The 22,633-nt window shown below is 71.2% G+C and carries 17 protein-coding genes; 10 read left to right on the top strand and 7 right to left on the bottom strand.

Going from position 1 to position 22,633, the window contains the following annotated elements:
• Positions 1-88: 88 nt before the first annotated feature.
• On the bottom strand, positions 89-469 hold the full coding sequence (locus AB0J55_RS16810) for a hypothetical protein (RefSeq protein WP_285991781.1): 381 nt from the start codon (positions 467-469) through the stop codon (positions 89-91).
• A 66-nt stretch (positions 470-535) separates the two neighbouring features.
• Here AB0J55_RS16810 and AB0J55_RS16805 point away from each other — a divergent pair, with 66 nt between their 5' ends.
• Positions 536-1,327 (top strand): glycerophosphodiester phosphodiesterase, encoded by a 792-nt coding sequence (locus AB0J55_RS16805; RefSeq protein ID WP_364248691.1) that lies wholly within the window; start codon positions 536-538, stop codon positions 1,325-1,327.
• Positions 1,328-1,370: 43 nt separating this feature from the next.
• Here the strand turns inward: AB0J55_RS16805 and AB0J55_RS16800 are convergent, their stop codons facing one another.
• Positions 1,371-2,039 carry a transglycosylase family protein gene (locus AB0J55_RS16800; RefSeq protein WP_364248689.1) on the bottom strand — a complete coding sequence of 223 codons (669 nt, stop codon included), beginning with the start codon at positions 2,037-2,039 and terminating at the stop codon, positions 1,371-1,373.
• A gap of 234 nt (positions 2,040-2,273) precedes the next feature.
• Between AB0J55_RS16800 and AB0J55_RS16795 the strand changes: the two genes are divergently transcribed.
• The 3 genes from AB0J55_RS16795 (at position 2,274) to AB0J55_RS16785 (ending at position 5,022) form a co-directional block, all read left to right on the top strand.
• A complete protein-coding gene (locus AB0J55_RS16795) occupies positions 2,274-3,674 on the top strand; it encodes an MFS transporter (RefSeq protein WP_364248687.1) in 1,401 nt (466 codons plus the stop codon).
• Positions 3,675-3,695: 21 nt separating this feature from the next.
• Positions 3,696-4,448, top strand: coding sequence for a thymidine kinase (locus AB0J55_RS16790; RefSeq protein ID WP_364248685.1), 753 nt, complete (start codon positions 3,696-3,698; stop codon positions 4,446-4,448).
• Between the two features lie 226 nt (positions 4,449-4,674).
• On the top strand, positions 4,675-5,022 hold the full coding sequence (locus AB0J55_RS16785) for an RNA polymerase-binding protein RbpA (RefSeq protein WP_003081521.1): 348 nt from the start codon (positions 4,675-4,677) through the stop codon (positions 5,020-5,022).
• A 233-nt stretch (positions 5,023-5,255) separates the two neighbouring features.
• Here AB0J55_RS16785 and AB0J55_RS16780 read toward each other — a convergent pair whose 3' ends face one another.
• Positions 5,256-5,864 (bottom strand): NUDIX domain-containing protein, encoded by a 609-nt coding sequence (locus AB0J55_RS16780; RefSeq protein WP_364248683.1) that lies wholly within the window; start codon positions 5,862-5,864, stop codon positions 5,256-5,258.
• A gap of 48 nt (positions 5,865-5,912) precedes the next feature.
• On the opposite strand from AB0J55_RS16780, the gene AB0J55_RS16775 reads away from it, so the two are divergent.
• On the top strand, positions 5,913-6,662 hold the full coding sequence (locus AB0J55_RS16775) for a DeoR/GlpR family DNA-binding transcription regulator (RefSeq protein ID WP_364248681.1): 750 nt from the start codon (positions 5,913-5,915) through the stop codon (positions 6,660-6,662).
• Here AB0J55_RS16775 and AB0J55_RS16770 read toward each other — a convergent pair.
• The 4 genes from AB0J55_RS16770 to AB0J55_RS16755 are packed head-to-tail and all read right to left on the bottom strand — an operon-like array spanning position 6,595 to position 11,435.
• Positions 6,595-7,389, bottom strand: a complete 795-nt coding sequence (locus tag AB0J55_RS16770) for a PIG-L family deacetylase (RefSeq protein ID WP_364248679.1) — start codon at positions 7,387-7,389, stop codon at positions 6,595-6,597. The genes AB0J55_RS16775 and AB0J55_RS16770 overlap by 68 nt on opposite strands.
• A 34-nt stretch (positions 7,390-7,423) precedes the next feature.
• The gene (locus AB0J55_RS16765) at positions 7,424-8,191 is read right to left on the bottom strand and encodes a polyprenol monophosphomannose synthase (protein WP_364248677.1); all 768 of its coding nucleotides are present in this window, start codon (positions 8,189-8,191) and stop codon (positions 7,424-7,426) included.
• Between the two features lie 26 nt (positions 8,192-8,217).
• Positions 8,218-9,828, bottom strand: coding sequence for an apolipoprotein N-acyltransferase (gene lnt / locus AB0J55_RS16760; protein WP_364248675.1), 1,611 nt, complete (start codon positions 9,826-9,828; stop codon positions 8,218-8,220).
• 11 nt (positions 9,829-9,839) lie between these two features.
• Positions 9,840-11,435: an amidohydrolase gene (locus tag AB0J55_RS16755; RefSeq protein WP_364248673.1), complete on the bottom strand. Its 1,596-nt coding sequence runs from the start codon at positions 11,433-11,435 to the stop codon at positions 9,840-9,842.
• Positions 11,436-11,555: 120 nt separating this feature from the next.
• Here AB0J55_RS16755 and AB0J55_RS16750 point away from each other — a divergent pair, with 120 nt between their 5' ends.
• The 5 genes from AB0J55_RS16750 to AB0J55_RS16730 all read left to right on the top strand — a co-directional run bounded on the left by AB0J55_RS16750 (position 11,556) and on the right by AB0J55_RS16730 (position 22,621).
• Positions 11,556-12,944, top strand: coding sequence for a lysine 2,3-aminomutase (locus tag AB0J55_RS16750; protein WP_364248671.1), 1,389 nt, complete (start codon positions 11,556-11,558; stop codon positions 12,942-12,944).
• A gap of 424 nt (positions 12,945-13,368) precedes the next feature.
• Positions 13,369-13,875, top strand: coding sequence for a hypothetical protein (locus AB0J55_RS16745; protein ID WP_364248669.1), 507 nt, complete (start codon positions 13,369-13,371; stop codon positions 13,873-13,875).
• 896 nt (positions 13,876-14,771) lie between these two features.
• Positions 14,772-16,346: a hypothetical protein gene (locus tag AB0J55_RS16740; protein ID WP_364248667.1), complete on the top strand. Its 1,575-nt coding sequence runs from the start codon at positions 14,772-14,774 to the stop codon at positions 16,344-16,346.
• 73 nt (positions 16,347-16,419) lie between these two features.
• On the top strand, positions 16,420-18,045 hold the full coding sequence (locus AB0J55_RS16735; RefSeq protein WP_364248665.1) for a hypothetical protein: 1,626 nt from the start codon (positions 16,420-16,422) through the stop codon (positions 18,043-18,045).
• On the top strand, positions 18,038-22,621 hold the full coding sequence (locus AB0J55_RS16730) for a DUF6603 domain-containing protein (RefSeq protein ID WP_364248663.1): 4,584 nt from the start codon (positions 18,038-18,040) through the stop codon (positions 22,619-22,621). Before AB0J55_RS16735 ends, AB0J55_RS16730 begins: the two co-directional genes overlap by 8 nt.
• Positions 22,622-22,633: the final 12 nt, after the last annotated feature.

Below are 22,633 nucleotides of genomic sequence, written 5' to 3'. Positions count from 1 at the left end.
GACACGTGTGTCTGGATGGACGACACGGCGCCGGGCAGGTGGTGCGCTGTGTCGTGGCTGAGTACGCGTGTCGTCCGGCTGGGGCGGGTCAGCGGAGTTGTTCGAGGTCTTTGGCGGCGCGGGCGATCTCTTCGGCGAGGCCGCGGAGTTCGCGGGCGTCGGCGCCGTCGTCGGCGGCGGTGACGATGTCTTCGGCGGCGCAGCGGAGCTGGAAGAGGCGGTCCTGGAGGGCGGCGATTTCGGTGTCGGAGAGCACGACGGCGTCTTCGGGGAGGCCGCTGCGCTGGAGGGCGGTGCGGCGTTCGTAGGCGCGCTGGCGGCAGGACTGGCCGCAGTAGCGGCGGCGGCGGCCGACGTTGCCGCCTTCGGGGAGGCGTCGTCCGCACCAGCCGCAGTGCTTGGGGGCGCCTCGGCGGGCCGGGGCGAGTTCGATCGTGGTCGGCTGGGTCAGTTCGGCGGCTTCCCTCACCCGGGAGACCCTAGCTGGCCACCGGTTGCTCATGCCGGGGTCATGGCGGAAGGGCACACTTGGGGGATGCAGGCGTCGTTTCCGTACCTGGCCGATCCGCTCCCCCGTGCCTTCGCTCACCGGGGGTGGCACCTCGGTGAGCTGGAGGGGCTGGAGAATTCGCTGCCGGCGTTCCAGCGGGCGTGTGCGGAGGGGTATCGGTACCTCGAGACGGATGTGCACGCGACGGCGGACGGTGTGGTGGTGGTGCACCACGACGCGAGCCTGGACCGGACGACGGACGGTGCGGGGCCGATCGCGGCGCAGACGTGGGAGCAGCTGAAGAACGTCAAGGTGGGCGGGAAGGTGCCGCTGTCGCGGCTGGAGGACGTGCTCGAGGAGCTGCCGGACGCGCGGTTCAACGTGGATGTGAAGGCGGATCGGGCGGTGGAGCCGTTCGTGCGGGTGCTGGAGCGGACGAAGGCGTTCGACCGGGTGGCGGGGGCGGCGTTTTCGGATGCGCGGCTGGTGCGGTTGCGGAAGCTGGCGGGGCCGAGGCTGGTGACGGCGATGGGGCCGCGGTCGGCGTTCGCGTTGTGGGCGCGGGGGAAGCTGCCGCTGCTCCCCCTGGGCCGGCTGGTGCTGGGGGCGATGGCGCAGGTGCCGGTGCGGCAGGGGGCGCTGCGGGTGGTGGACAAGGCGTTCCTGACGATCGCGGGGCGGTCCGGGATCGAGGTGCACACGTGGACGATCGATGATCCGGCGGAGATGCGGATGCTGCTGGACCTGGGGGTGCACGGGATCGTGACGGACCGGCCGGACCTGTTGCGCGAGGTGCTGATCGAGCGGGGTGTGTGGCGGCAGTCGCAGGAGTCGTGAGTGGGTAACAGTGTTCTAACACTGTTACCCACTCACGAGGGGGTCAGCGGGGTGGTTTGCCGGTCCAGGCGGCGTCCCAGGTTTTGGGGCCGAGGAGGCCGCTGTCCTTGATGCCGTTGGCGCGCTGGAGGTCGAGGACGGCGGTGCGGGTCTTCTCGTAGTAGCAGCCGGTGCCGCTGAAGCCGTAACCGAAGGCGTTCATGCGGAGCTGGAAGGTCTTGAGCGGGGTGGCGCAGTCGCCGTAGTTGTAGACGACGCCGGGCCAAGCGGGGCGGGGGCCGCCGGGGCCCGGGGGTGGTGCGGGGAGGCCGCCGCCGCCGATGTAGGCGGCTTCGGCGTAGGTGGGGACGCGTTTGCTGCGGGCGTCGGCGTCGCCGGTGAGTTTGAGGGTGCCGGCGCACTGCCAGGGTTGCCAGCCGCGCATGCGGTAGAGGTAGAGGGCGCGGTAGTCCTGTTCGGCGGGGGCGGCCTGGTCGGGGCGGCCCTGTCCGCCGACGCTGCGCCAGGTGGGCAGGTTGAACTGGTAGGCGCCGTAGTAGCCGTTGCCGGTGTTGGTGTTGTAGCGGTTGCTGGACTCGCACATGCGGAGTTTCGCCCAGGCGGCCGAGGCGGGGTCGGCGGCGGCGAGGCCGGGGGTGGTGAGGGGCAGACCCGTGACGGCGAGCGCGAGGAGCAGGAGTCTCAGCACGGTGCGCGGACGGTTACGGATCATGCGAGCACAGTAAGAGCGTGTCCCGTTGTCCACAACAGACACAGTGCGCTCACGAGTCTCGCATGAAACACCGTTCACATTTGCCGGCGACACGGGATGGAGGGTGGCCGCGGGCGTGCGGGGTGATCATCAAGCGACAAACCGGACACGGTTTCGGTGGTGTGGTCACGGGGGTGGTCCGCGGCCCGTAGTCTCCGCGCTGACCTGGAAGTTCTTGACCTGAAGGAGCCGTGGATGACGCTGGCCGGGACGCGCTCGACCAAGCGCGAGCGCTGGGGCTGGTATTTCTACGACTGGGCGAACTCGCCGTTCTATTCGTCGACGACGACGGTGTTCGGCGCGCTGTCGATGAGCTCGATCGCGGCGGAGGACGCGAAGACGAACTTCACCCTTAACGGGGATCGTCCGTGCGTGAACGCGGCGGGGGCGGCGGACACGCTGCAGCACTGCGACGTGACGTTGTTCGGGCTGCACTTCCCGGCCGGCTCGGTGTGGGGTTATCTGCTGTCGGTGGCGACGGTGGTGCAGGTGCTGGTGCTGCCGATCGCCGGTGCGGTGGCCGACCGCAGCCACAACAAGCGGCGGATCCTGGGCGGGTTCGCGTTCCTGGGTGCGGCCGCGGCGGCGGCGATGTTCTTCCTGGCCGGGTCGGACTGGCAGCTGGGGGTGGTGCTGTTCGTCGTGGCGAACATCGGATACGGGGGTTCGCTGGTCGTCTACTACTCGTTCCTGGTCGACATCGGCGGGCCGGACGAGCGGGACGGCATTTCGGCGAAGGGCTGGGCGTTCGGGTACCTGGGTGGCGGGCTGGCGCTGGCGTTGCAGCTGGGGTTCTACCTCGGGCACGACAGTTTCGGGGTGAGCAAGGGCCTGGCGGTGCAGATCTGCTTCCTGACGTCGGGGCTGTGGTGGGCGGCGTTCACCGTGCCGGCGGTGCGGGCGCTCCCCCGCCGGCACACGCCGGTCGACGTCGCGCCGGGGCGTTCGGTGTTGCGGGCGGGCTTCGCGGAGTTGCGGCAGACGCTGGTGGCGGCGAAGGCGTACCCGTTGACGCTGGCGTTCCTGGGCAGCTACCTGGTCTTCACCGATGGGATCAACACGGTGGTGACGGTGTCGGCGCAGTACGGCAAGGACGAGCTGGGGTTCGGCAACGAGGTGCTGATCGTCACGATCCTGGTGATCCAGTTCGTGGCGTACCTGGGTGGCACGCTGCACGGGCTGGTGGCGCGGCGGATCGGGGCGAAGCGGACGATCCTGGGGAGCCTGGTGCTGTGGGTGGTGGTGCTGGCCGGGGCGTACTTCGTGCAGCCGAAGCAGATGCTGCAGTTCCTGGCGGTGGCGGTGGGGATCGGGCTGGTGCTGGGCGGGACGAACGCGCTGTCGCGGTCGCTGTTCAGCCAGATGATCCCGGCGGGCAAGGACGCGCAGTACTACTCGCTCTACGTCGTGGGTGAGCGCGGGACGTCGTGGCTGGGGCCGCTGGTGTTCGCCGGGGTGGGGCAGGCGACGGGGTCGTTCCGGCTGGCCATCGTGGCGCTGGTGGTGTTCTTCGCGGCGGGGCTGGTGCTGGTCGCGCTGGTGCCGGTGCGGCGGGCGATCGTGGCGGCGGGCAACCGTCCGCCGGAGGTTCTGTAGTCACCGATAGGGTCGGGCGTCGTGACCTTGCTCAACGACCCAGATCCCACGGACGCGCTGTCGTCGGTCCCGGCGGCCGGTTCGCGCCGCGGGACGCCCCCGGTGGGCAGGCTGAAGTTCTGCTACGGCCCGATGGACTGCGGGAAGTCGACCCTGGCGCTGCAGATCGACCACAACCACGCCCGGCAGGGCCGCCGGGGGCTGGTGCTGGTCCGCCACGACCGATCGGGCGCGCCGCAGATCTCCAGCCGGATCGGGCTGACCCGGCAGGCGGTGGAGGTCGGCGAGGACACCGACGTGCGTGACCTGGTGCGGCGGGAGTGGGCGCAGGGCAGGCACGTGGACTACGTCGTGGTGGACGAGGCGCAGTTCCTCTCCCCCGGGCAGGTCGACCAGCTGGCGGAGCTGGCCGACGAGGTCGAGATCGACGTGTACTGCTTCGGGATCGCCACGGATTTCCGGAGCCGGTTGTTCCCGGGGGCCGCTCGTCTGTTCGAACTGGCGGACGAGTTGCAGCCGGTTCAGGTGGAGGTGCTGTGCTGGTGCGGGCTGCCCGGGCGGTTCAACGCGCGGGTGGTCGACGGCGAGGTGGTGCGCGAGGGCGACACCGTCGTGGTGGCAGATACCGAACAATCCGTAGTTGAAACTTCAGCTTCAGCACGTTTCGAGGCCGAATTCGCTACCGTGCGTTATCAGGTATTGTGTCGGCGCCACTTTCGATCGGGTGACTTGGGCGCGGTTACCGCTCATCACGGTCAGTTACGGTTGACCTGAGCGAGACGCTAGTAGCCCATCCGGGGGATATCAGCACTAAGAAGGCCGTATTGACGTCACGCCGGAGCGCGAAACGCCTCCTACTAGAGGAAGCTGATCCCGGTGGGTGACGCAGCTCATCGTGAGCAACGACATGGTGCTCCGGGAATCCTCCCGGGGCCTGGGTCGTTGCATAGGGTGAGCACCACCCTGGCTCCACCCCGGAGCTGACTGAAAGGACCCCATCATGGCCGACCGTGTTCTTCGTGGAAGCCGGCTGGGAGCGGTCAGCTACGAGACCGACCGCAACCACGACCTCGCCCCACGCCGCACCGTGCGCTACGCCTGCCCGAAGAACCACGAGTTCGAGGTGCCGTTCTCCGACGACGCCGAGATCCCGACGGTCTGGGAGTGCCGCCTGCACGGGAGCGAATCGGAGATCGTCGATGGCGGGCAGCCCGAGCAGAAGAAGGTCAAGCCGCCGCGCACCCACTGGGACATGCTGCTCGAGCGGCGCACGATCCCCGAGCTCGAGGACCTGCTCAACGAACGTCTCGCCGAGCTGAAGGGCCGCCGCACCTCCCGGTCGGCGTGACCCCGCGGAACTCGGCCCAGTAGCCCAGCTCCCACCACAACGGAAAGGCCCCCGCGACCTCCCCCCGCGGGGGCCTTTCGCATGCCCGCCCCGAGCGTCGGCTTACGTACCTGGGCGGTCGGCTCGCGTACCCGAAGGGTCGGGTGGCGTACCCGAAGGGTCGGCCGGGCAGCCGACCGTCCAGGTACGCAAGCCGACCGCCGGGGTACGCGAGCCGACCCTTCAAGTACGCGTCAGGCTGGGCGGAAGGGGCCGTGGAGGGCCGCCCACTGCAGGAGCATGATCGTCTTGGCGTCCGCGATCTCGCCTGTGGCGATCATCTCCAGGGCCTTGGTGAACGGGAGCTCCAGGACCTCGATGTCCTCGCCCTCCTCCGCCAGCCCGCCACCGGTGCCGCGGTTGGCCGGGTCGTAGGGGGCCGCGTAGCAGTGCAGGCGCTCGGTGACCGAGCCCGGGCTCGTGTACACGTCGAACACGTGCTCCAGCGCGCCGATCCGCACCCCCGTCTCCTCCTCCGCCTCCCGCCGGATCGCCGTTTCCGGGTCGTCGGTGTCCAGCAGGCCCGCCGCGGTCTCGATGAACATGCCGTCCGGGTGGTCGTTGACGTAGACCGGGTAGCGGAACTGGCGGGTCAGCAGGACCGTCCCGCCGGCCAGGTCGTAGAGCAGTACCGTCGCGCCGTTGCCGCGGTCGTAGGTCTCGCGCTGCTCGGTCGTCCAGCGGCCGTCGGTGTGCTGGTAGTCGAACGTCGTGCGGCGCAGCACGTACCAGGCCGAGGACAACAGCTCGACGCCGGTGACCCGGACCCGCGGGTTGCGGGACAGGCTTGTCGAAGAGGTCATGCCCCGACCATAATGTGCACGACTCGGAAGAAACAAGGAGGATCGTGCATGCTGGTCGCGGAACGCCGTGAACTGCTGCTCACCCGGCTCGCCGCCGACGGCAAGGTGCTGGCCAAGGACGTCGCCGCCGAGCTGGGGGTGTCCGAAGACAGCATCCGCCGCGACCTGCGCGACCTCGCCGCCGCCGGGCTCTGCCAGCGCGTCTACGGCGGCGCGCTGCCTGTCTCCCCCGCCGTCGCCGACTACGCCAGCCGGACGGCCATCGCCCAGGACGGCAAGGACCGGGTCGCCAAGGTCGCCGCCACGCTGGTCCGGCCCGGCTCCACGGTCATCCTCGACGGCGGCACCACCACGCTCGCCGTCGCGAACGCGCTCCCGGACGACCTCGAAGCCACCGTCGTCACCCACAGCCCGACCGTCGCGGTCGCCCTGCTCGGCCACCACGGCGTCGAGGTCTTCCTGCTCGGTGGCCGGCTGTTCCGGCACTCCGCCGTCACCTGCGGCGCCGCCGCGGCCGAGGCCGCCCAGTCGATCAGCGCCGACGTCTTCCTGCTCGGCGTCACCGGCGTCCACCCCGAGGCCGGGCTCACCACCGGCGACGCCGACGAAGCCGCGATGAAACGCGCGCTCGCCCGGCGCGCGGCCGACACCTACGTGCTGGCCAGTGCCGAGAAGCTCGGCACGGCGTCGCGGTTCACCGTGCTGCCGTTCGCCGATGTCGCCGGCGTGATCACCGACGCCGACGACCAGAACGTGCAGAAACTTGCAGACCAGGGTGTGGCGGTCCTGCCGGCGTGACCTCGGTGTACCACTCGCGGCCGGCCACCAGCCCGAACAACGGCGCCGGCAGCCACACGAGCAGCCGCAGCACCGCCGAGAGCCGCCCGGTACCGCGGACGTCGGACACGTGCGCGGCCAGTGCCGCCTGCTTGCGCCCGGCGAAGCGCCGCACGTCGAACCGGTGGGTGACCGCCGAGGCCGGGCTGTAGGCGTGTTCGAGCGCGTCGACGTCGTAGTCGAACGGGATCCGCAGCGCCCGGACCACCCGCACGAACCGCAGCGCGAAGTCGCGCGGCAGGGTGGCCTCCAGCAGCCGAGTCCCGGTCAGCCGGGCCGCCCGGCGGGCGACCTCGTGCACCTTCACGTGGTCGCGGTGCCCGTACCCGCCGTTGCCGTCGTAGCCGAGCAGCAGGTCGGCGCGCTCCTCGTGCAGCAGCGCCGCGAGCCGGTGCGCGGCCTCCTCGGTGTCCGCGCGGGCGAAGCGCTGCCGTCCGGGCGGGTCCGCGTACAGCTGGGGGCCGTGACCGCTGTCGGCGTACCCCAGGTGCACCACGCGCCGGACGCCGAGGATCGCCGCCGCGGCCTCCAGCTCGGCCCAGCGCGGTGTCGGGTGCTCGGCGGCCATCCCGTCGGTGGCCACCACGACCACCACCCGGTGCCCGTCGGCCGCGGCGCGGGCCAGGGTGCCGCCGCTGAGCAGGACCGGATCGTCGGCATGGGCGTGGAAGGCCACGATGGTCGTCACCGGGCCATCATGGCCCAGAACGGCCGGAACCGGCTCAGGCGCGCTTGACCAGCCGGCGCAGCTGGTGCCAGCGGCGCCCCAGGCCCCACTTGGCCACCCGCAGGAACGCCTCCTGGATGATCGAGCCGTTCATCTTCGACTCGCCGATCTCGCGCTCGGTGAAGGTGATCGGGACCTCGACGATCTCGAAACCGGCCTCGTCGGTGCGGATCGTCAGGTCGATCTGGAAGCAGTAGCCGTGCGAGTTGACCTCGTCCAGGGCCAGCTTCTCCAGCACCGGACGGCGGTAGGCGCGGAACCCGGCGGTGATGTCGCGCACCCGCATGCCCAGCGCGATCTGCGAGTAGAGGTTCGCGCCGCGGGAGAGGACCTGCCGTTTGACCGGCCAGTTCACCACCGCGCCGCCCGGCACGTACCGCGAGCCGATCGCCAGGTCGGCGTCGCCGACCGCGTCCAGCAGCCGCGGCAGGTCCTCCGGGGCGTGCGAGCCGTCGGCGTCCATCTCGACGATCGTGTTGTACTCGCGCGCCAGGCCCCAGCGGAACCCGGCGATGTAGGCCGCGCCCAGGCCGGCCTTCTCGGTGCGGTGCAGCACGTGGACGTGGTCGTCGGCCGCCGCGCGCTCGTCGGCGAGCTCGCCGGTGCCGTCCGGGCTGCCGTCGTCCACCACGAGCACGTGCACGTCCGGGAGTGCCTTGTGCAGGCGGTCCAGGATCGGGCCGAGGTTCTCCCGCTCGTTGTAGGTCGGGATCACCACCAGCACCGGCTCGATTTCCCGGGCCCCCCGCGGCGCCTGCGACATCCGTGCTCCTCCGATATCCGCGGCGGTCAGTCCGCCGCTTCCCCTGCCGTGCCGGCGCTGCCGCGCCGGGTGCGAAAACGGAGTACGAGCCCACCGGCCACCCCGGCGATCGCCAGAGCCAGCAGCCCGTACTCCGTCCACGCACCTAGTTGATCCGACAGCGTAGTCTGCGTCCGCAGCGGGACGCGCCCGACCAGGGAATCCGCCGTGAAAAGGCCCGTTGAGCTGGTCACCGTCCCGTCGGGGGCGACGATGGCGCTCACCCCGGAGACCGCCGACACCACGACCGCGCGGCCGTGTTCGACCGCCCGCAGCCGCGACATCGCCAGCTGCTGGTAGCTCATCTCGCTGCGGCCGTACCAGGCGTTGTTGGTCGGCACGACCAGCAGTTCGGCGCCGTCGCGCACGGCGTCGCGGGCCGGGTAGTCGAAGGCGGATTCGTAGCAGATGAACACGCCGACCTTCGTGCCCGCGGCGGTCATGGCCTGGTTCGCCCCGTCGCCGGGGACCATGTCCACGGTCTCGGCGTCGAGGAACGGCGTGACCAGCTCGGCGACCTTGCGGGCCGGGACGTACTCGCCGAAGGGCACCAGCTGCTGCTTGGCGTACCGCGGCCCCGGCCCGGTGCGCGGGTCCCAGGCGAGCACGGAGTTCTGCAGGTGCCCGTCCGGCAGCGCGTAGATCGCCCCGATCAGCGCCGGCACGCCGAAGTTCGCCACCAGCCGGTCGACCTGCGGGTCCGGGCCGGTGACCGTGGTCGCGCTCTCCGGCCACACCAGCAGGTCCGGCTTGGGGACCTGCCCGGCTTGGACGGCCGCCAGCAGCCGTTCGCTCTCGGCGAGGGTGTTGCGGCGCAGCAGCGTCCGCTCCCCCTGCAGGGCGAGCCCGATGTCGGGGGCGTTGCCCTGGACGGTCGCGACCGTGCGCTCGCCGTCCTGCGCGCCGGTGCCGATCGACGGCCACAGCGCGAGGCCGGCGGCGACGGGCAGCAGCGTGCCGAGGGCGGCGAAAACCGCAGGCCGGGTCGGCTTGCGGGTCTGCCACAGCCGGGCGGTGAGCGCGGCCAGGCCGAAGCCGGTGCCGACGACGGCCAGGCCGACCAGCGGGGCACCGCCGATCGAGGCGAGCGGCAGGAACGCGCCCTCGGGCTGGCTGAACGCGACCCGGCCCCACGGGAACCCGCCGAACGGGAACCAGGCCCGCGGGGTCTCCAGCGCGATGAACACCAGCGCCGACCACAGCGGCGCGGCGGGCAGGCGGGACACCAGCGTGATCAGCCCGCCCGCCAGGCCGTGGTAGAGCGCCAGCGCGAAGGACAGGCCCAGCCACGGCCACGGGCCGAAGTCCGGGCCGAGGAAGTCCAGCAGCCAGGTCAGCAGCGGCAGGAAGAACGCCAGGCCGAACGCGAAACCGTAGCCGAAGCCGCCCCGGAACCGGCGGCCGCGCAGCACCAGCGCGAACCCGGCGAACGCCAGCGGCGCCAGCCACCACAGCGGGCGCGGCGCGAAGCTCAGGTAGTAGGCGAAGCCGGACACCAGCGCCCCGGCCGTGCGCAGCAGCCAGGCACGGGGGAACCGCCGCGGGCGGGCGGACTGGTGCGGGGCGCCCGGCTCGGGGTCCGCCACGGTGACTGCCACAACCCAGAACTCTAGGTGATGGTGTCGTGGAGGACTTCACCCGCGCGGACCGTGCGCAGGCAGTGCGGGAGGGTGGCGTCCGGTTCGAGCCGCGGCAGCGGGGGGACACCGGCCCGCGGGTCGGTGGACCAGCGCTGCACGCGGCTGTCCGGAGTGGCCACGACCAGGTCGGTGGCGTCCCAGATGGCGTAGTGCGCCGGCGCGCCCGGGACGAGGCTGCCGGTGACGCCGTCGTTGACCCCCGCCGCGCGGTGCCCGGCGCGGGTGTGGGCGGTGAACGCCGCCCGCGGCGACAGGCCCGCGCCCGGGGTGCGGTGGTAGGCCGCGGCGCGGACGCTCGCCCACGGGTCCAGGGGCGTCACGGGCGCGTCGGAGCCGAAGGCGAGCAGGACGCCTTCGGCGGCCAGGGCCGCGAAGGGGTTGAGGGCGGCGGCGCGGTCCGCGCCGAGGCGTTCGGCGTACATGCCTTCCGTGCCGCCCCAGAGCGCGTCGAACACCGGCTGGGCCGAGGCGACGACACCCCAGCCGGCCAGCAGCCTGGCCTGCTCGGCGGTGACCATCTCCAGGTGTTCCAGCCGGTGGTGGCGGGCGGCCAGGGCGCGCTGCCCGACCTCCTTCTCCGCCAGCCGGAACCCTTCGACCACCTCGCCGACCGCGGCGTCGCCGATGACGTGGAAGCCGGCCTGCAGCCCGGCTTCGGTGCAGGTGGCCAGGTGCTCGGCGATGCGGTGGGCGTCGAGGTAGAGCGTCCCCGCGCCGGGGTGGTCGGCGTAGGGCTCGCTCAGGGCGGCGGTGTGGGAGCCGAGGGCGCCGTCGACGAACAGGTCGCCGGCCAGGCCGCGGGCGCCCAGCGCGCGGGCGGTTTCGACGGCGCCGAGCTCGCCCCAGTAGCCGACGACCTCGGGTGTGCCGGGCCCGGCGAGGGCGAGGAGGGCGGTGAGGTCGTCGCGGCCGGAGATGTCGGGGCCGGCGCATTCGTGGACGCTGACGATGCCCTGCTTGGCGGCCTCGGCGAGGAACGCGCGCTGGGCGCGTTCGCGCTGCTCGGGCGTGACCGCGGCGCGCACGGCCGCGCGGACGGCGTGGTGGGCGGCGCGGGTCAGCGGGCCGTCGGACGACCAGCCGTCGGCTTTTTCGGCGGCCGGGGCCAGTTCGACCAGGGCGGTGGAGACCAGCGCGGAGTGGACGTCGACGCGGCTGAGGTAGACGGGCGCGCCGGAAGCGGCGTCGTCGAGCTCGGCGCGGCTGGGCAGGCGCGGGTCGGTCCAGGTGGTCTCGTCCCAGCCGTGGGCGAGCAGGACCTGCCCGTTCCCGGCGGTTTCGCGCACGCGGGCCAGCAGCTGGGCGGCGCTGCGGACGCCGGTGAGGTCGAGGCCGGTCAGGTGCAGGCCGGTGGCGGTGGCGTGGACGTGCGCGTCGACGAACGCGGGGGCGACGAAGGCGCCCTGGAGGTCGATTTCCTCGGCGCCGGGGTGCAGGGCGCGGGCCGGGGCGTCCTGGCCGACCCAGACCACGGTGCCGCCGGTGACCGCCATCGCCGTGGCGTCGGGGCCGGAGGGGGTGTAGATGCGCCCGCCGAGCAGGAGCGTCGTGTGTTCGTCCGTCACGTCCCTGAGTCTGCCCCCTTCGTCCACGTGGGGGAACGCGACCCGGCAGGCAGGAAGATTTACTCCGTGAGAACGTTATGACAGGATATTTTAACGCGTTCCCGACGACTAGGAGTACAAGTGACTGCGATCCAGGAACCTGTGACGCCTGCCGCCGCCTTCGACCAGCCCTACGAGTACGCCCGCGCCGAGCTGGTGGAACCCGACTGGCGCCGCTTTCCTGGCTGGCACGACGTGACCGAAGCCGAGTGGCGTGACGCGCAGTGGCAGCGGGTGCACTGCATCCGCAACGTCAAGCAGCTGCGCGCGCTGATGGGCGACCTGCTGGAGGAACGCTTCTACGACGACCTGCTCGCCGACCAGCGCGAGCTGGCGACGATGTCGATGCTGCTGCCCCCGCAGATGCTCAACACGATGGCCCCGACGGCCGGCACCGACCCGGCCAAGGTCACCGAGGCGTTCTACGCCGACCCGATCCGCCGCTACATGCTCCCGGTGCGCAGCGACCGCGACCCGGTCTGGACGAGCCACCCGCACGCCGAACGCGACTCCCTGCACGAGGCCGAGATGTGGGTCGTGGAGGGCCTGACCCACCGCTACCCGACCAAGGTGCTGGCCGAGATGATCTCGACCTGCCCCCAGTACTGCGGCCACTGCACCCGCATGGACCTGGTCGGCAATTCGACGGAGACGGTCGAGAAGCACAAGCTGACCCTCAAGCCGGTCGACCGCCAGGACGCGATGATCGCGTACCTGAAGAAAACCCCGGGCGTCCGCGACGTGGTCGTCTCCGGTGGCGACGTGGCCAACGTCCCGTGGCCGCAGCTGGAGTCGTTCCTGATGCGCCTGATGGACATCGAGACGGTCCGCGACATCCGCCTGGCGACGAAGGCCCTGGCCGCACTGCCCCAGCACTGGATCCAGCCGAAGGTCGTCGAAGGCCTGGAGCGCGTCGCGGTGACCGCCCAGCGCCGGGGCGTGAACCTGGCGATCCACACGCACGTCAACCACGCCCAGTCGGTCACGCCGCTGGTGGCCGAGGCGGCGCAGACCGCGCTGAACGTCGGGGTCCGGGACGTGCGCAACCAGGGCGTGCTGATGCGCGGGGTCAACGCGACCCCGGCGGCGTTGCTGGACCTTTGCTTTGCGCTGCAAGGGGAAGCGAACATCCTGCCGTACTACTTCTACATGTGCGACATGATCCCGAACGCCGAGCACTGGCGGGTCGCGGTGTGGGAGGCGCAGGAGCTGCAGCACGCGATCATGGGATACCTGCCGGGGTACGCGACGCCGCGGATCGTGTGCGATGTGCCTTATGTGGGGAAGCGGTGGGTGCACCAGCTGGCCGAGTACGACCGGGAGCTGGGGATCTCGTACTGGACGAAGAACTACCGGACCGGGATCGAGCTGGAGGACCCGGAGGCGTTGCAGCGGCGGTACCCGTACTACGACCCGATCTCGACGCTGCCCGAGGCCGGCCAGGCCTGGTGGGCGAACCGCTCCAGCTGACGCCGGCGCGCCACCGTCCCAGAGGTGTGTCGAGGGGGTGCCGCGGAGCCCGATCGGGGCCGCGCACACCCCTCGGCCGTCTCGGACGCTTGGGCTGGTCAGGGCCGGTGAGGACCGGTTGCGACCGATCACGATATGCCCCGGATATGCCCCCGAGATTCCATTGTAGACAGACAGGTGCGCCTGGCGACCAGTGTAGGCGAGTCAGTCAACCAAGCCTCTTCGAGCCCTTTTCGTGGAGCTGATTCCTCTGTCTGCACGTCACAAATCCCGAAATAGCGCGGTATCCTTAGGGTGGGATTGTGAGACCATTCTTCTCGGCTTATTGTCGTGCGGAAAAAAATTGCTACATGGCCCGAGTCGGGGTTGATCAGGACGGTCACTTAGCGTAGTTTCGTCACAGGGTGAGACACGAGGTAGCGCCGTGCCCTGGTGGTCCGAGCTGCGAGAACGGTCGACTGACCCGAAGGCGCCCAAGCGCCCCGACGTCGATCTGCGCCCATCGATCGTGCGGCAGTACTCCGCCAAGACACTCGCGTGCTACCGCGCCCGACTCGGGCACTACCAGCACTGGTGCCGCATCCGCGGCTACCAGCACGCGACCGATGCGATCACGACCTCCAAGCTCGTCGAGTACGTCCACGACCAGATCAACCGCTGGGACGACTCCCCCGATGCCCCGGACCCCGCCGGTTACCCGCGGTACCGGCCAGACACCATCCGGCAGACCGTCAACGCCCTCATCTACTGGGCCGAACGCAGCACCGGCCAGCCACCCGACGACCGCGCCGAGAAGGAAGCTCTCCGCCGCTTCGCCGACGACTTAAACCAGACCCATCCCGCAGCGTGGCGAGTAACCGCACGCCGATCGCCGAAGGTCACCGGAGCGGACCATCGCCGCCAGGAGCTGCTGCTGGAACTGGTGGACTGAGTCGTCAACGTGCCAGAAGCCGGCAGGCGCACCTGGAAGCGGCATCCGTCGTCGGGATCGTGCCGACCGGCCCATCCGCACCAGCAGCCTCAACTCGGCGCGTTGGCGTTCGCCGCTGCCGTCGCGGCGCAACCCCGCCGCGGTCGGCACCAAACAGCCCCTCCATCGTGAACGGCCCACCGCTCCCGCCCTTCAGGCGGTTCGTCGTGTAGACGACGGCCGGCCACTGGTTCGTCCACGTCAGCCGGACGTGGCCGACGCTGCCGGCGAGGTGGTCCTGATGATCGTCGTGTCGGTTGCCGCGGCCGCGCTGGGTGCGGGTCCGCCGGGACGGCCGCTCTGCGTTCTTGATCCAGGCTGTGTGACCGCCGCATCGCCGAGATGGCAGCCAAGCACGACCGCTCCAGCCGAATGATCGCGCGGTAGTCGTACCGGCTGCTCAGTCGATTTTCAGGTCAGGGAGAATACCTATTTCGGTTGCGCCAGACCGTTGAGCACGCCATGCGCAGCCGCCCGGCCAAGTACTTCGCTCGACCGCGCGGTGAATGCGCCAGAACTCGAGGTCCCCTCAGGCAGCTTCGTGACCGCTCCGCCCGACGGTGAATCGACGAAAGTCAGGCGGATCAACGCAAATTTGACGACCATCCGAAATACTGGACAAAAGCCGGTCAAGGCTTCACAGCGCGTGATGGGCATATTGCACCCAGGACGGCTCGTGGCTTACCGTCGCCGGACCGGAACCAGCACGGCAGGCGCTGAACGGCCCACCCGGGATTTCCTCCGCCGGCCTGAAACGGTTCGACACGACCGAGCGACAAAGGAGTAGCTCGCGATTTGGGCGACGGTGTCCCGTCACCGGAAATGACCGCGGCGTGCCTGATGAAGGGAGCTGGGGGGTGGCGACGGACGAGGCGCGACTGTTCGAGATCAAAGAACGCGCCGCAGCTGTCTTCATGGCGATGCCCGGCGTCACGGGCGTCGGCATCGGCGGCCGCTGGCGGGACGGACGACCCACAGGTGAGGTCGTGCTCAAGGTCTTCGTCGAGCGGAAGCGGCCGGCCGGCGAACTGCCGGCCGACCAGGTGCTGCCCGAACGGTTCGAGGGCGTCGCGATCGACGTGGACGAGTTGCCGCCGTCCCGGCTGGAGGCCGGGCCCCCACAGCCACCGACACCCGGGTCGCCCGAGGTGCCGACCACCTCGACCGACGGCACCAAGTACCGCCCGCTGGTCGGCGGGTCCCGGATCGAGGTCGACCTGACCGGGTCGGGGTTCGGCACGCTCGGCTGCTTCCTGCGCCACACCACCGACGCGAACCGGGTCTTCGCGCTGACGAACTTCCACGTGGTCAGCGTGCGCGAGGCGGGCGGGACGCGGATCCTGCGGTCACCCACCGCGAACAGCACGCAGGTCGGGAACCCCACCAACTCGACCAGCTCGACGAAGTGCTGCGACGACACGTTCGGCGTGTTCGTCGCGGGCAGCAAGGACACCGTCCGGGACGCCGCGCTGGTCCAGCTCCGGCCCGGTACGCAGTACCTCGCCGAGGTCGTGGGCATCGGGCGGCTGACCGGCACCCACGACATCACCGTCGCGGAGGCGGCCACCGGGACCTACCAGGTGCGCAAGCGTGGCGCGCGCACCCTGCTGACCGGCGGTGTGGTGGAGGCGATCAACACCACGCACACGACCGGCGGCTTCACCCGCACCAACGTGACCGTGGTCCGGCCCAACCCGAACGCGGCCATCCCGGCCACCGGCACCACGTACTTCAGCGACAGCGGCGACTCCGGCAGCGTCGTGGTCAACGCCGCCGCCGAGGTCGTCGCACTGCACTTCGCCGGGTCGCCCAACCCCGCAACGAAGGTCCACAAGGGACTGGAGTTGCCGATCGCCACGATCCTCGGCCTCTTCAACACCGTGGACAGCACCGCCGTCACGGTCGCGACCGCGGCGACCGACGGGCTGGTGCAGACCGTTCCCGGTGGGTCGGCGCAGCGCATCCCTGCCGAACTGGTGCCCGGTCTCGTGCAGCCGCCGCCGGGGGTGCGGGTGCTGGCAGCGGGGGCGGACCCGGCAGGCCCGTCCCCCACGCCGGACCTGCTCGCGGGCGTGCGGGCGCGGCTGGACCGCTCGCCAGGCGGCAGACAGGTCGCCGCACTGTGGGTGGACCACCGGCCGGAACTGGTGTCGCTGGTGAACGAGCACCGCAGGGTCGCGGTGGTGTGGCAGCGCAACGGCGGGCCCGCGCTGGTGCAGACGCTCATCCGGATGACGGACCAGCCCCAGCTCAGACTCCCGGCGACGGTCAACGGCGAGCCGCTGACCAGCTGCATCGACCGCATCCACGACGCGTTCGCCGCGCAGGCGGGGCCGGACCTGCGGCACGCTCTCGGCTCGGCCCGCGCGGCGCTACCCGACCTGGCCGGGCTCACGTACTCGCAGATCGTCGCCGCACTCGGCGCGGACTGAGGTGGGCGACGTCTTGCACTCGCAGATCGTCACCGCGCCCCGCGCGGACTGCGCGGACTGAAGGAGGAGCGCGATGCCCGACCAGCATCCACTGCCGGACGCCGCGCGGGTCGCGCACGTCGAGCGGGTTCACCGTGACGCCGCGGCCTCGTTGCTCGCGATCCCCGGCGTCCGGCTGGTGGCGCTCGGCGGCAAGGAGGTCGACGGCCGCAACACCGGTGAACTGGTCATCCGTGTGCATGTCGCCGCGAAACTGCCCGAGGGCGAAGTTCCGCCAGAGGAGCTGATCCCCGCCGAGATCGAGGGTGTGCGCACCGACGTGATCGTCAACGGTGGCAAGAGGACCATCGCGGCACCGCCCGGTGGCCTGGTGCGCGACACCAGTACGGACGGGCAGACGAAACGGCCGATCGCGGGCGGGGTGCGGTTGAACACCGCGAACGCTCCTGGCGCGGGCACACTCGGCTGCGTGCTGTGGAACACCAACAGCCACGACGCGGGCTACGCGCTGACCAACCAGCACGTGATCGACATCGTGGGCACGTTCACCGTCACCAAGGACGTCACCGAGGTCGGCCAGCCGGACGGCAACGACAGTTCCTGCTGCTGCAACGACATCATCGGCGTCTACGTGGCCGGTGAGCGGACCGCGAACAGCGACCAGGCGATCGTCCGCCTGTCAGCGGGCGAGAAGTGGGTCGCCGAGATCGTGGACATCGGCGTGGTCAAGGGCACTCACGTGTTGACCGCGATCGACGCCGTGGTCAACACGCCGGTTCGCAAACGTGGCGCCCGCACCCGGTTGACCGGCGGCATCGTGACCGACGTCGGCGGTCTCGACCCCTCCGGTGACCTGTCGGTGCTGGTGAAGGCGAACGACAACCCGGACCGCAAGCCGAACGAGCTGCTGTTCTTCGTCGACCAGGGCGACTCCGGGTCGGTGCTCGTCGACGACGACAACAAGGTGTGCGCGCTGCTCTACGCCCGCGAGCTGACCGGAGCGGAGGTGACCGCCGGCGGCGGGACACCTTCTCCCCTGCCGCCCGACGGCATCGAACGGCCCAAGGCCTACGCCTACCCGATCAACGACGTCCTGACCCGCTTCGCGAACGGCCCCTCCGGGCGACCGCTGGAGGTCGCGACGGCGACCGCCCCGAACCAGGTGCACACGGTCCCCGGCGCGTCCACGGTCGCGGTGCCCGCCGAGCTGGCCGCGACGATCGCCGACGACGACTTCCTCGGCGAAGGCCTGCGCGCCCCGGTCGGCAGGCCGTGGTTCGCCGGGAACCCGCCACCGGCCGAGACGGTCGCCGCGGTGCGTGCGCAGCTGGCCAGGTCGGCGGCGGGGCAGCTGCTCGCCGAACTCACGGACCGGCGAAGAGCCGAGGTCACCCGGCTGGTGCGCACCGACCGGCGGGTCGCGATCGCGTGGCACCGCGGCGGCGGGGCCGCGCTCTTCCAGCTGCTGCTGCGCATGCTGGCCCGCCCGGAGGTGGAGATGCCCTCGACCATCGCGGGCACCCCGGTCCTCGACGTCGTCGACGACTTGATCCGGATCCTGTCCGAACGCGGCAGCCCCGGCCTCGCCACCGACCTCCGGCTCGGGCGTGCCGTGCTGCCGGACCCGGCGGGCCGGACCCTGCCGGAGATCATGGCCGGGCTCGGTTCGGCGCACGTGGTGGTGAGCGGCAATGCCTGACCAGGCCGGGACCCTCGAGCGGCTGGCGATCGAGCTGGCCCGCGCGATCGCGCGGATCGCCGGGAAGCTCTCCGACGACGTCGTCCTCGACACGTTCGAGGAACTCGGTGTGCGGTTCCCCGACGCCTTCGTGACCGACCCGGTGATCGCCGCCGCGCGGAACACGATCGTCACCGTCACCGGCGAACTAGACGGTCTCGTCGCGCAGGTCGGCGATGCCATCGACAGCGGCGACACCGCCGGCATGGTCGCCGCCGGGCTCGCGCTCGTCACCCAGGTCGGCCGCGTCGCCGCCGCGATTCCCGAGCTGGGCACCGCGGTCCAGAACCGTGGCCCCACCTTCCCCGGTGTCACCCCGGCCCAGATCACCGAGCTGGTCACCGACCTGCCCCGCAAGCTCACCGACCTCGCGTTCGCCGACATCCTGGAGCTGAGCCCGTCCACCGGCGCCGTCCTGACGCTGCTCGGCATCGTCGAGCGCACGTTCGTCCCCGCCGATCCGGCCAACCCGACCAGGCCGCCGCACGAACGCGTGTCCGTTCACCTCGACCGGCTCCTGCCCGCGTTCACCAACCCGGTCGCCCACCTCCAGTCGCTGTACGGGTGGGGCGGCGGCACGTTCGACGCGCTGCGGGTGCTGACCGTGCTGGAAGGGGTGGTCGGCAGGCTCGGGCTGCCGGTGCTGCTGGTCCCGGGCAACCCGCCGGAACTGCAGGCGTTCGCGGTCGACCTCAAACCCAGCGCGGACGGGCAGGGGCTGTCGATCTCGTTGGTGCTACGTGGTTCCGGCGGCCTCACGACCGACATCCCGGTCTCCCCGCCGACGTGGCACGCGCACGTCGTGATCAGCGGCGAGCTGGCCGCCGAGGCGACGGGCACGCTGCGACCGCCGTTCGACATCGAGCTGTCCGCGCCGGAGGGGGTGATCTCCGGTGAGGTGTCCGTCGGCCTGACCGCAGCACCGGCCGAGCCGTTCGTCCTGCTCGGCCAGGCGGGCGGCAGCCGCATCGAGTTCGGCGAGCTGTCGCTGGACGCGGGGCTCGCGCTCGAGTTCGACGCGGCGACCGGGCAGTTCCGGGCGTCGCCGACCGCGTCGGGTGAGGTTCTCGGCGGCAAGCTCGTGATCGACACGTCTTCCGGTGACGGCTTCGTCGCCACGCTCCTCGGCGGTGCCCGCATCGAGGCAGGCTTCGGCGTCGGGTTCGGCTTCACCGCGGCGGGTGGCCTGCAGTTCCACGGCAGTGGCGCGCTAGAGATCGCCGTGCCGGTGCACGTGGAACTCGGGCCGGTCGAGGTGCAGACGGTCTACCTGGCCGCGAAGATCGCGGGCGGCAGTGTCCCCTTGGAACTGTCAGCCGCGCTGTCCGCGGAACTGGGCCCGATCACGGCGAGCGTCGACCGGCTCGGTGTGGTCGTCGACCTCGGTTTCCCCGACGGTGGCGGCAATCTGGGGCCCGCCAACGTCGCGTTCGCGTTCAAGCCACCCAACGGCGTCGGTCTCGCGCTGGACGCCGGGCTGATCGCCGGTGGCGGTTACCTGTTCGCCGACCCCGGCCGCGGTGAGTACGCGGGTGCACTGGAGCTGGAGTTCGCGGGGTTCATCGCGCTCAAGGCGATCGGGCTGATCTCGACGCGGATGCCGGACGGCTCCGAGGGGTTCTCGCTGCTCGTGGTGATCGCCACCGAGTTCGGCGGCGGCGGGATCCAGCTCGGCTACGGCTTCACGCTGCTCGCGGTCGGCGGGATCGTCGGGCTCAACCGGGGCATGAACCTGGCTGCACTGGTCGAGGGCGTGCGCAGCGGATCGATCGAGTCGGTCGCATTCCCCCAGGACGTGGTGGCGAACGCGCCGCGGATCCTGTCCGACCTGCGGGCGTTCTTCCCGCCGGAGCAGGGCACGTTCCTCGTCGGCCCGATGGCCAAGATCGGCTGGGGCACACCGACGCTGGTGAGCGTCTCGCTCGGGGTGATCATCGAGATCCCTGGCAACATCGCGGTTCTCGGTGTCCTGAAAGTGGTTCTGCCCACCGAGCAGCTGCGCCTTCTGGTACTTCAGGTGCAGTTCGTCGGCGCGCTCGAGTTCGACCGCAGCAGGCTGTGGTTCTTCGCGCAGCTCTTCGACTCGCGGATCCTGACCATGTCGCTGTCCGGCGGGATGGGCCTGCTGGTCGACTGGAGCGACAACCCGGACTTCGTGCTGACCGTCGGCGGTTTCCACCCGTCGTTCAAGCCGCCGCCGCTGCCGTTCCCGGTGCCGGACCGGCTGTCCGTGGACATCCTCAACCGGCCGGGTCAGCTGATCCGGGTGTCCGGCTACTTCGCGGTGACCAGCAACACCGTGCAGTTCGGCGCACGCGCGGAGCTCCGGCTGGGGTTCGGCGGGTTCGGCGTCGAGGGGCACATCGCGTTCGACGCGTTGTTCCAGTTCTCGCCGTTCCGGTTCATCATCGGCATCTCGGCCCACGTGTCGCTCAAGGCGTTCGGGGTCGGCGTGTTCGGCATCTCGCTGGAGTTCGAGCTGGAGGGCCCGTCGCCGTGGCGGGCACACGGACGTGGCTCGATCGGGTTCCTGTTCTTCGAGATCTCCGCCGACTTCGACATCACGTGGGGCGAGAACCGCGACACCACGTTGCCACCGGTCGACGTGCTTCCGTTGCTGGAAGCCGAGATCAAGAAGGTCGAGGGGTGGCAGACCCGGCTCCCGGCCGGCCGTGCCGCGCTGGTCACGTTGCGGACGCTGCCGCCGGCTGACGAGCTGGTGCTGCACCCACTGGGCACGTTGCTCATCCGCCAGCGCGCCATCCCGCTCGACGTGCGGATCGACCACATCGGCGGCCGGAAAGCCCGCGACGGCCACCGGTTCGTCATCGAGCCGGCGCACGACAGCGGGCTCGTGCGGGTGTCGGTGACGACGGACAAGTTCGCACTGGCGCAGTTCCAGAACCTCACCGACGCACAGAAGCTGTCCCTGGCCGCGTACGGCGACGAGGACGCGGGGCTGGAGCTGGCCGCCGCGGATGGGGTGCTCCAGACGCCGCGCGTCGTGAAACGCAGCGCCCGGTACGAGGCGATCGTGCTGGACACCAAGGGACGGCAGTCCGCGAGCCTGGTGCGGACCTCCGTGGCCGGGCGTCCGGCCACGGCCGCACCCCGGGCGGCGGTCGGCAGCGGTGTCCCGGCGGGACGCCGGCTGACGAGCGTCAGCACGACCGTGTTCGGGCAGATGCTGAACGGGAGCAGCACGAGCAGATCGGTGCTGTCGCACCAGGACGCGGTCCGCAAGCAGCCGTTCGCGCCGGAGGACAAGGTCCGGATCTCCGGGCAGCGGTTCGTCGTGGCGTATGCGCGGAACAACCTGCAGGCGTTGCCGCCGACCGTCGAGGGCCTGCCGCCGACCGCGACGTTCCGCAGCCTCGCCGCCGCGGCAGGCGCGCTGGCCGACTGGATCACCGCGGCCCCCACCCTGCTGGGTGCCCTGCACGTGATCCCGGCCGCGGACGCGTCGGCACCACTCACGGTCCCGGGCGGCTGGTCGAGCGCCGGTGCGCTGCCGACCGCCACGGCGTCGACCACCGCGGTACGGCTGGCGAACGGGCGGCTGCTGGTCACCGGCACGGCGACCGCGTTGTTCGACCCGGTCGGCAACCGGTGGACCGCGGGCCCCGCGCCGGCCACACCTCGGCGCGGGCACACGACGGTGGTGCTGGCGAACGGCCGGGTGCTGGTCGCCGGTGGCCGGACCGCCACGGGTGTGCTGGCGTCGGCGGAACTGTACGACCCGCTGTCGAACACGTGGACCGCCACCGGCAGCCTGTCGACGGCCCGCACGGACCACTCCGCGACCGTGCTGCCGGACGGCAGGGTCGTCGTCGCGGGTGGCACCGGCACCCGGGCTTCCCTCGCGTCGGCGGAGATCTACGACCCCGAGACCGGCACCTGGTCCACGGCCGCGCCGATGACCGAGGCACGCGCCGGGCATCCAGCGGTACTGGTCGGCGGGAAAGTGCTGGTGGTGGGAGGAACCGTCGCGACCGACGGCCCGCCCGCGCCGCTGGCGTACTGCGAGCTGTACGACCCGGCCACGAAGACGTGGACCCCGGCCGGTGACCTGGCCACCCCGCGCACCGGCCACCAGGCGACCCGCCTCCCCGACGGCACCGTGCTGGTCACCGGCGGCGATACGGCAGGCACGCGCGCGGACGGCACGTACAGCGCGCGCAGCCTCGCCACCACCGAGCGGTTCCACCCGGCGACGGGTCAGTGGACGGCCGCCGCGCCGATGCCGGGACCACGCACCAGGCACCGCGCCATCGTCGTCCGCACCGGACGGCTCCTGGTGACCGGCGGCACCGGCGGTCCGACGTTCACGGCCGGGTACCCCGGCGCACTGACCTACGACCCGGCCGCCGACCGCTGGACCGCGACCAGTGCCATGCGCACCGGCCGCTGGGCACACCTCGTGGCCGAGCTGACCGACAGCCGGATCGTGGTCGCGGGCGGGATCACCGCGGCGGGCGCCGCCACCCGCGACCGGAAACCGGCACTGACCGCCACCACAGAACTGTTCACGCCATGACCCCGGAGGCCA

It is taken from the genome of Amycolatopsis sp. NPDC049688 (assembly GCF_040674975.1).
In the GTDB taxonomy this organism is placed as follows: Bacteria; Actinomycetota; Actinomycetes; order Mycobacteriales; family Pseudonocardiaceae; genus Amycolatopsis.
The sequence above is the reverse complement of the archived record's forward strand: the minus strand, read 5'-3'. Positions and strand labels throughout refer to the sequence as shown.

Excerpts from the sequence above, each read along its gene's own strand:
- AB0J55_RS16730 (WP_364248663.1), top strand. The coding sequence starts at position 18,038 with ATGCCTGACCAGGCCGGGACCCTCGAGCGGCTGGCGATCGAGCTGGCC.
- AB0J55_RS16735 (WP_364248665.1), top strand. The coding sequence starts at position 16,420 with ATGCCCGACCAGCATCCACTGCCGGACGCCGCGCGGGTCGCGCACGTC.
- AB0J55_RS16785 (WP_003081521.1), top strand. The coding sequence starts at position 4,675 with ATGGCCGACCGTGTTCTTCGTGGAAGCCGGCTGGGAGCGGTCAGCTAC.
- AB0J55_RS16775 (WP_364248681.1), top strand. The coding sequence starts at position 5,913 with ATGCTGGTCGCGGAACGCCGTGAACTGCTGCTCACCCGGCTCGCCGCC.
- AB0J55_RS16800 (WP_364248689.1), bottom strand. The coding sequence starts at position 2,039 with ATGATCCGTAACCGTCCGCGCACCGTGCTGAGACTCCTGCTCCTCGCG.
- AB0J55_RS16795 (WP_364248687.1), top strand. The coding sequence starts at position 2,274 with ATGACGCTGGCCGGGACGCGCTCGACCAAGCGCGAGCGCTGGGGCTGG.
- AB0J55_RS16765 (WP_364248677.1), bottom strand. The coding sequence starts at position 8,191 with ATGTCGCAGGCGCCGCGGGGGGCCCGGGAAATCGAGCCGGTGCTGGTG.
- AB0J55_RS16780 (WP_364248683.1), bottom strand. The coding sequence starts at position 5,864 with ATGACCTCTTCGACAAGCCTGTCCCGCAACCCGCGGGTCCGGGTCACC.
- AB0J55_RS16805 (WP_364248691.1), top strand. The coding sequence starts at position 536 with ATGCAGGCGTCGTTTCCGTACCTGGCCGATCCGCTCCCCCGTGCCTTC.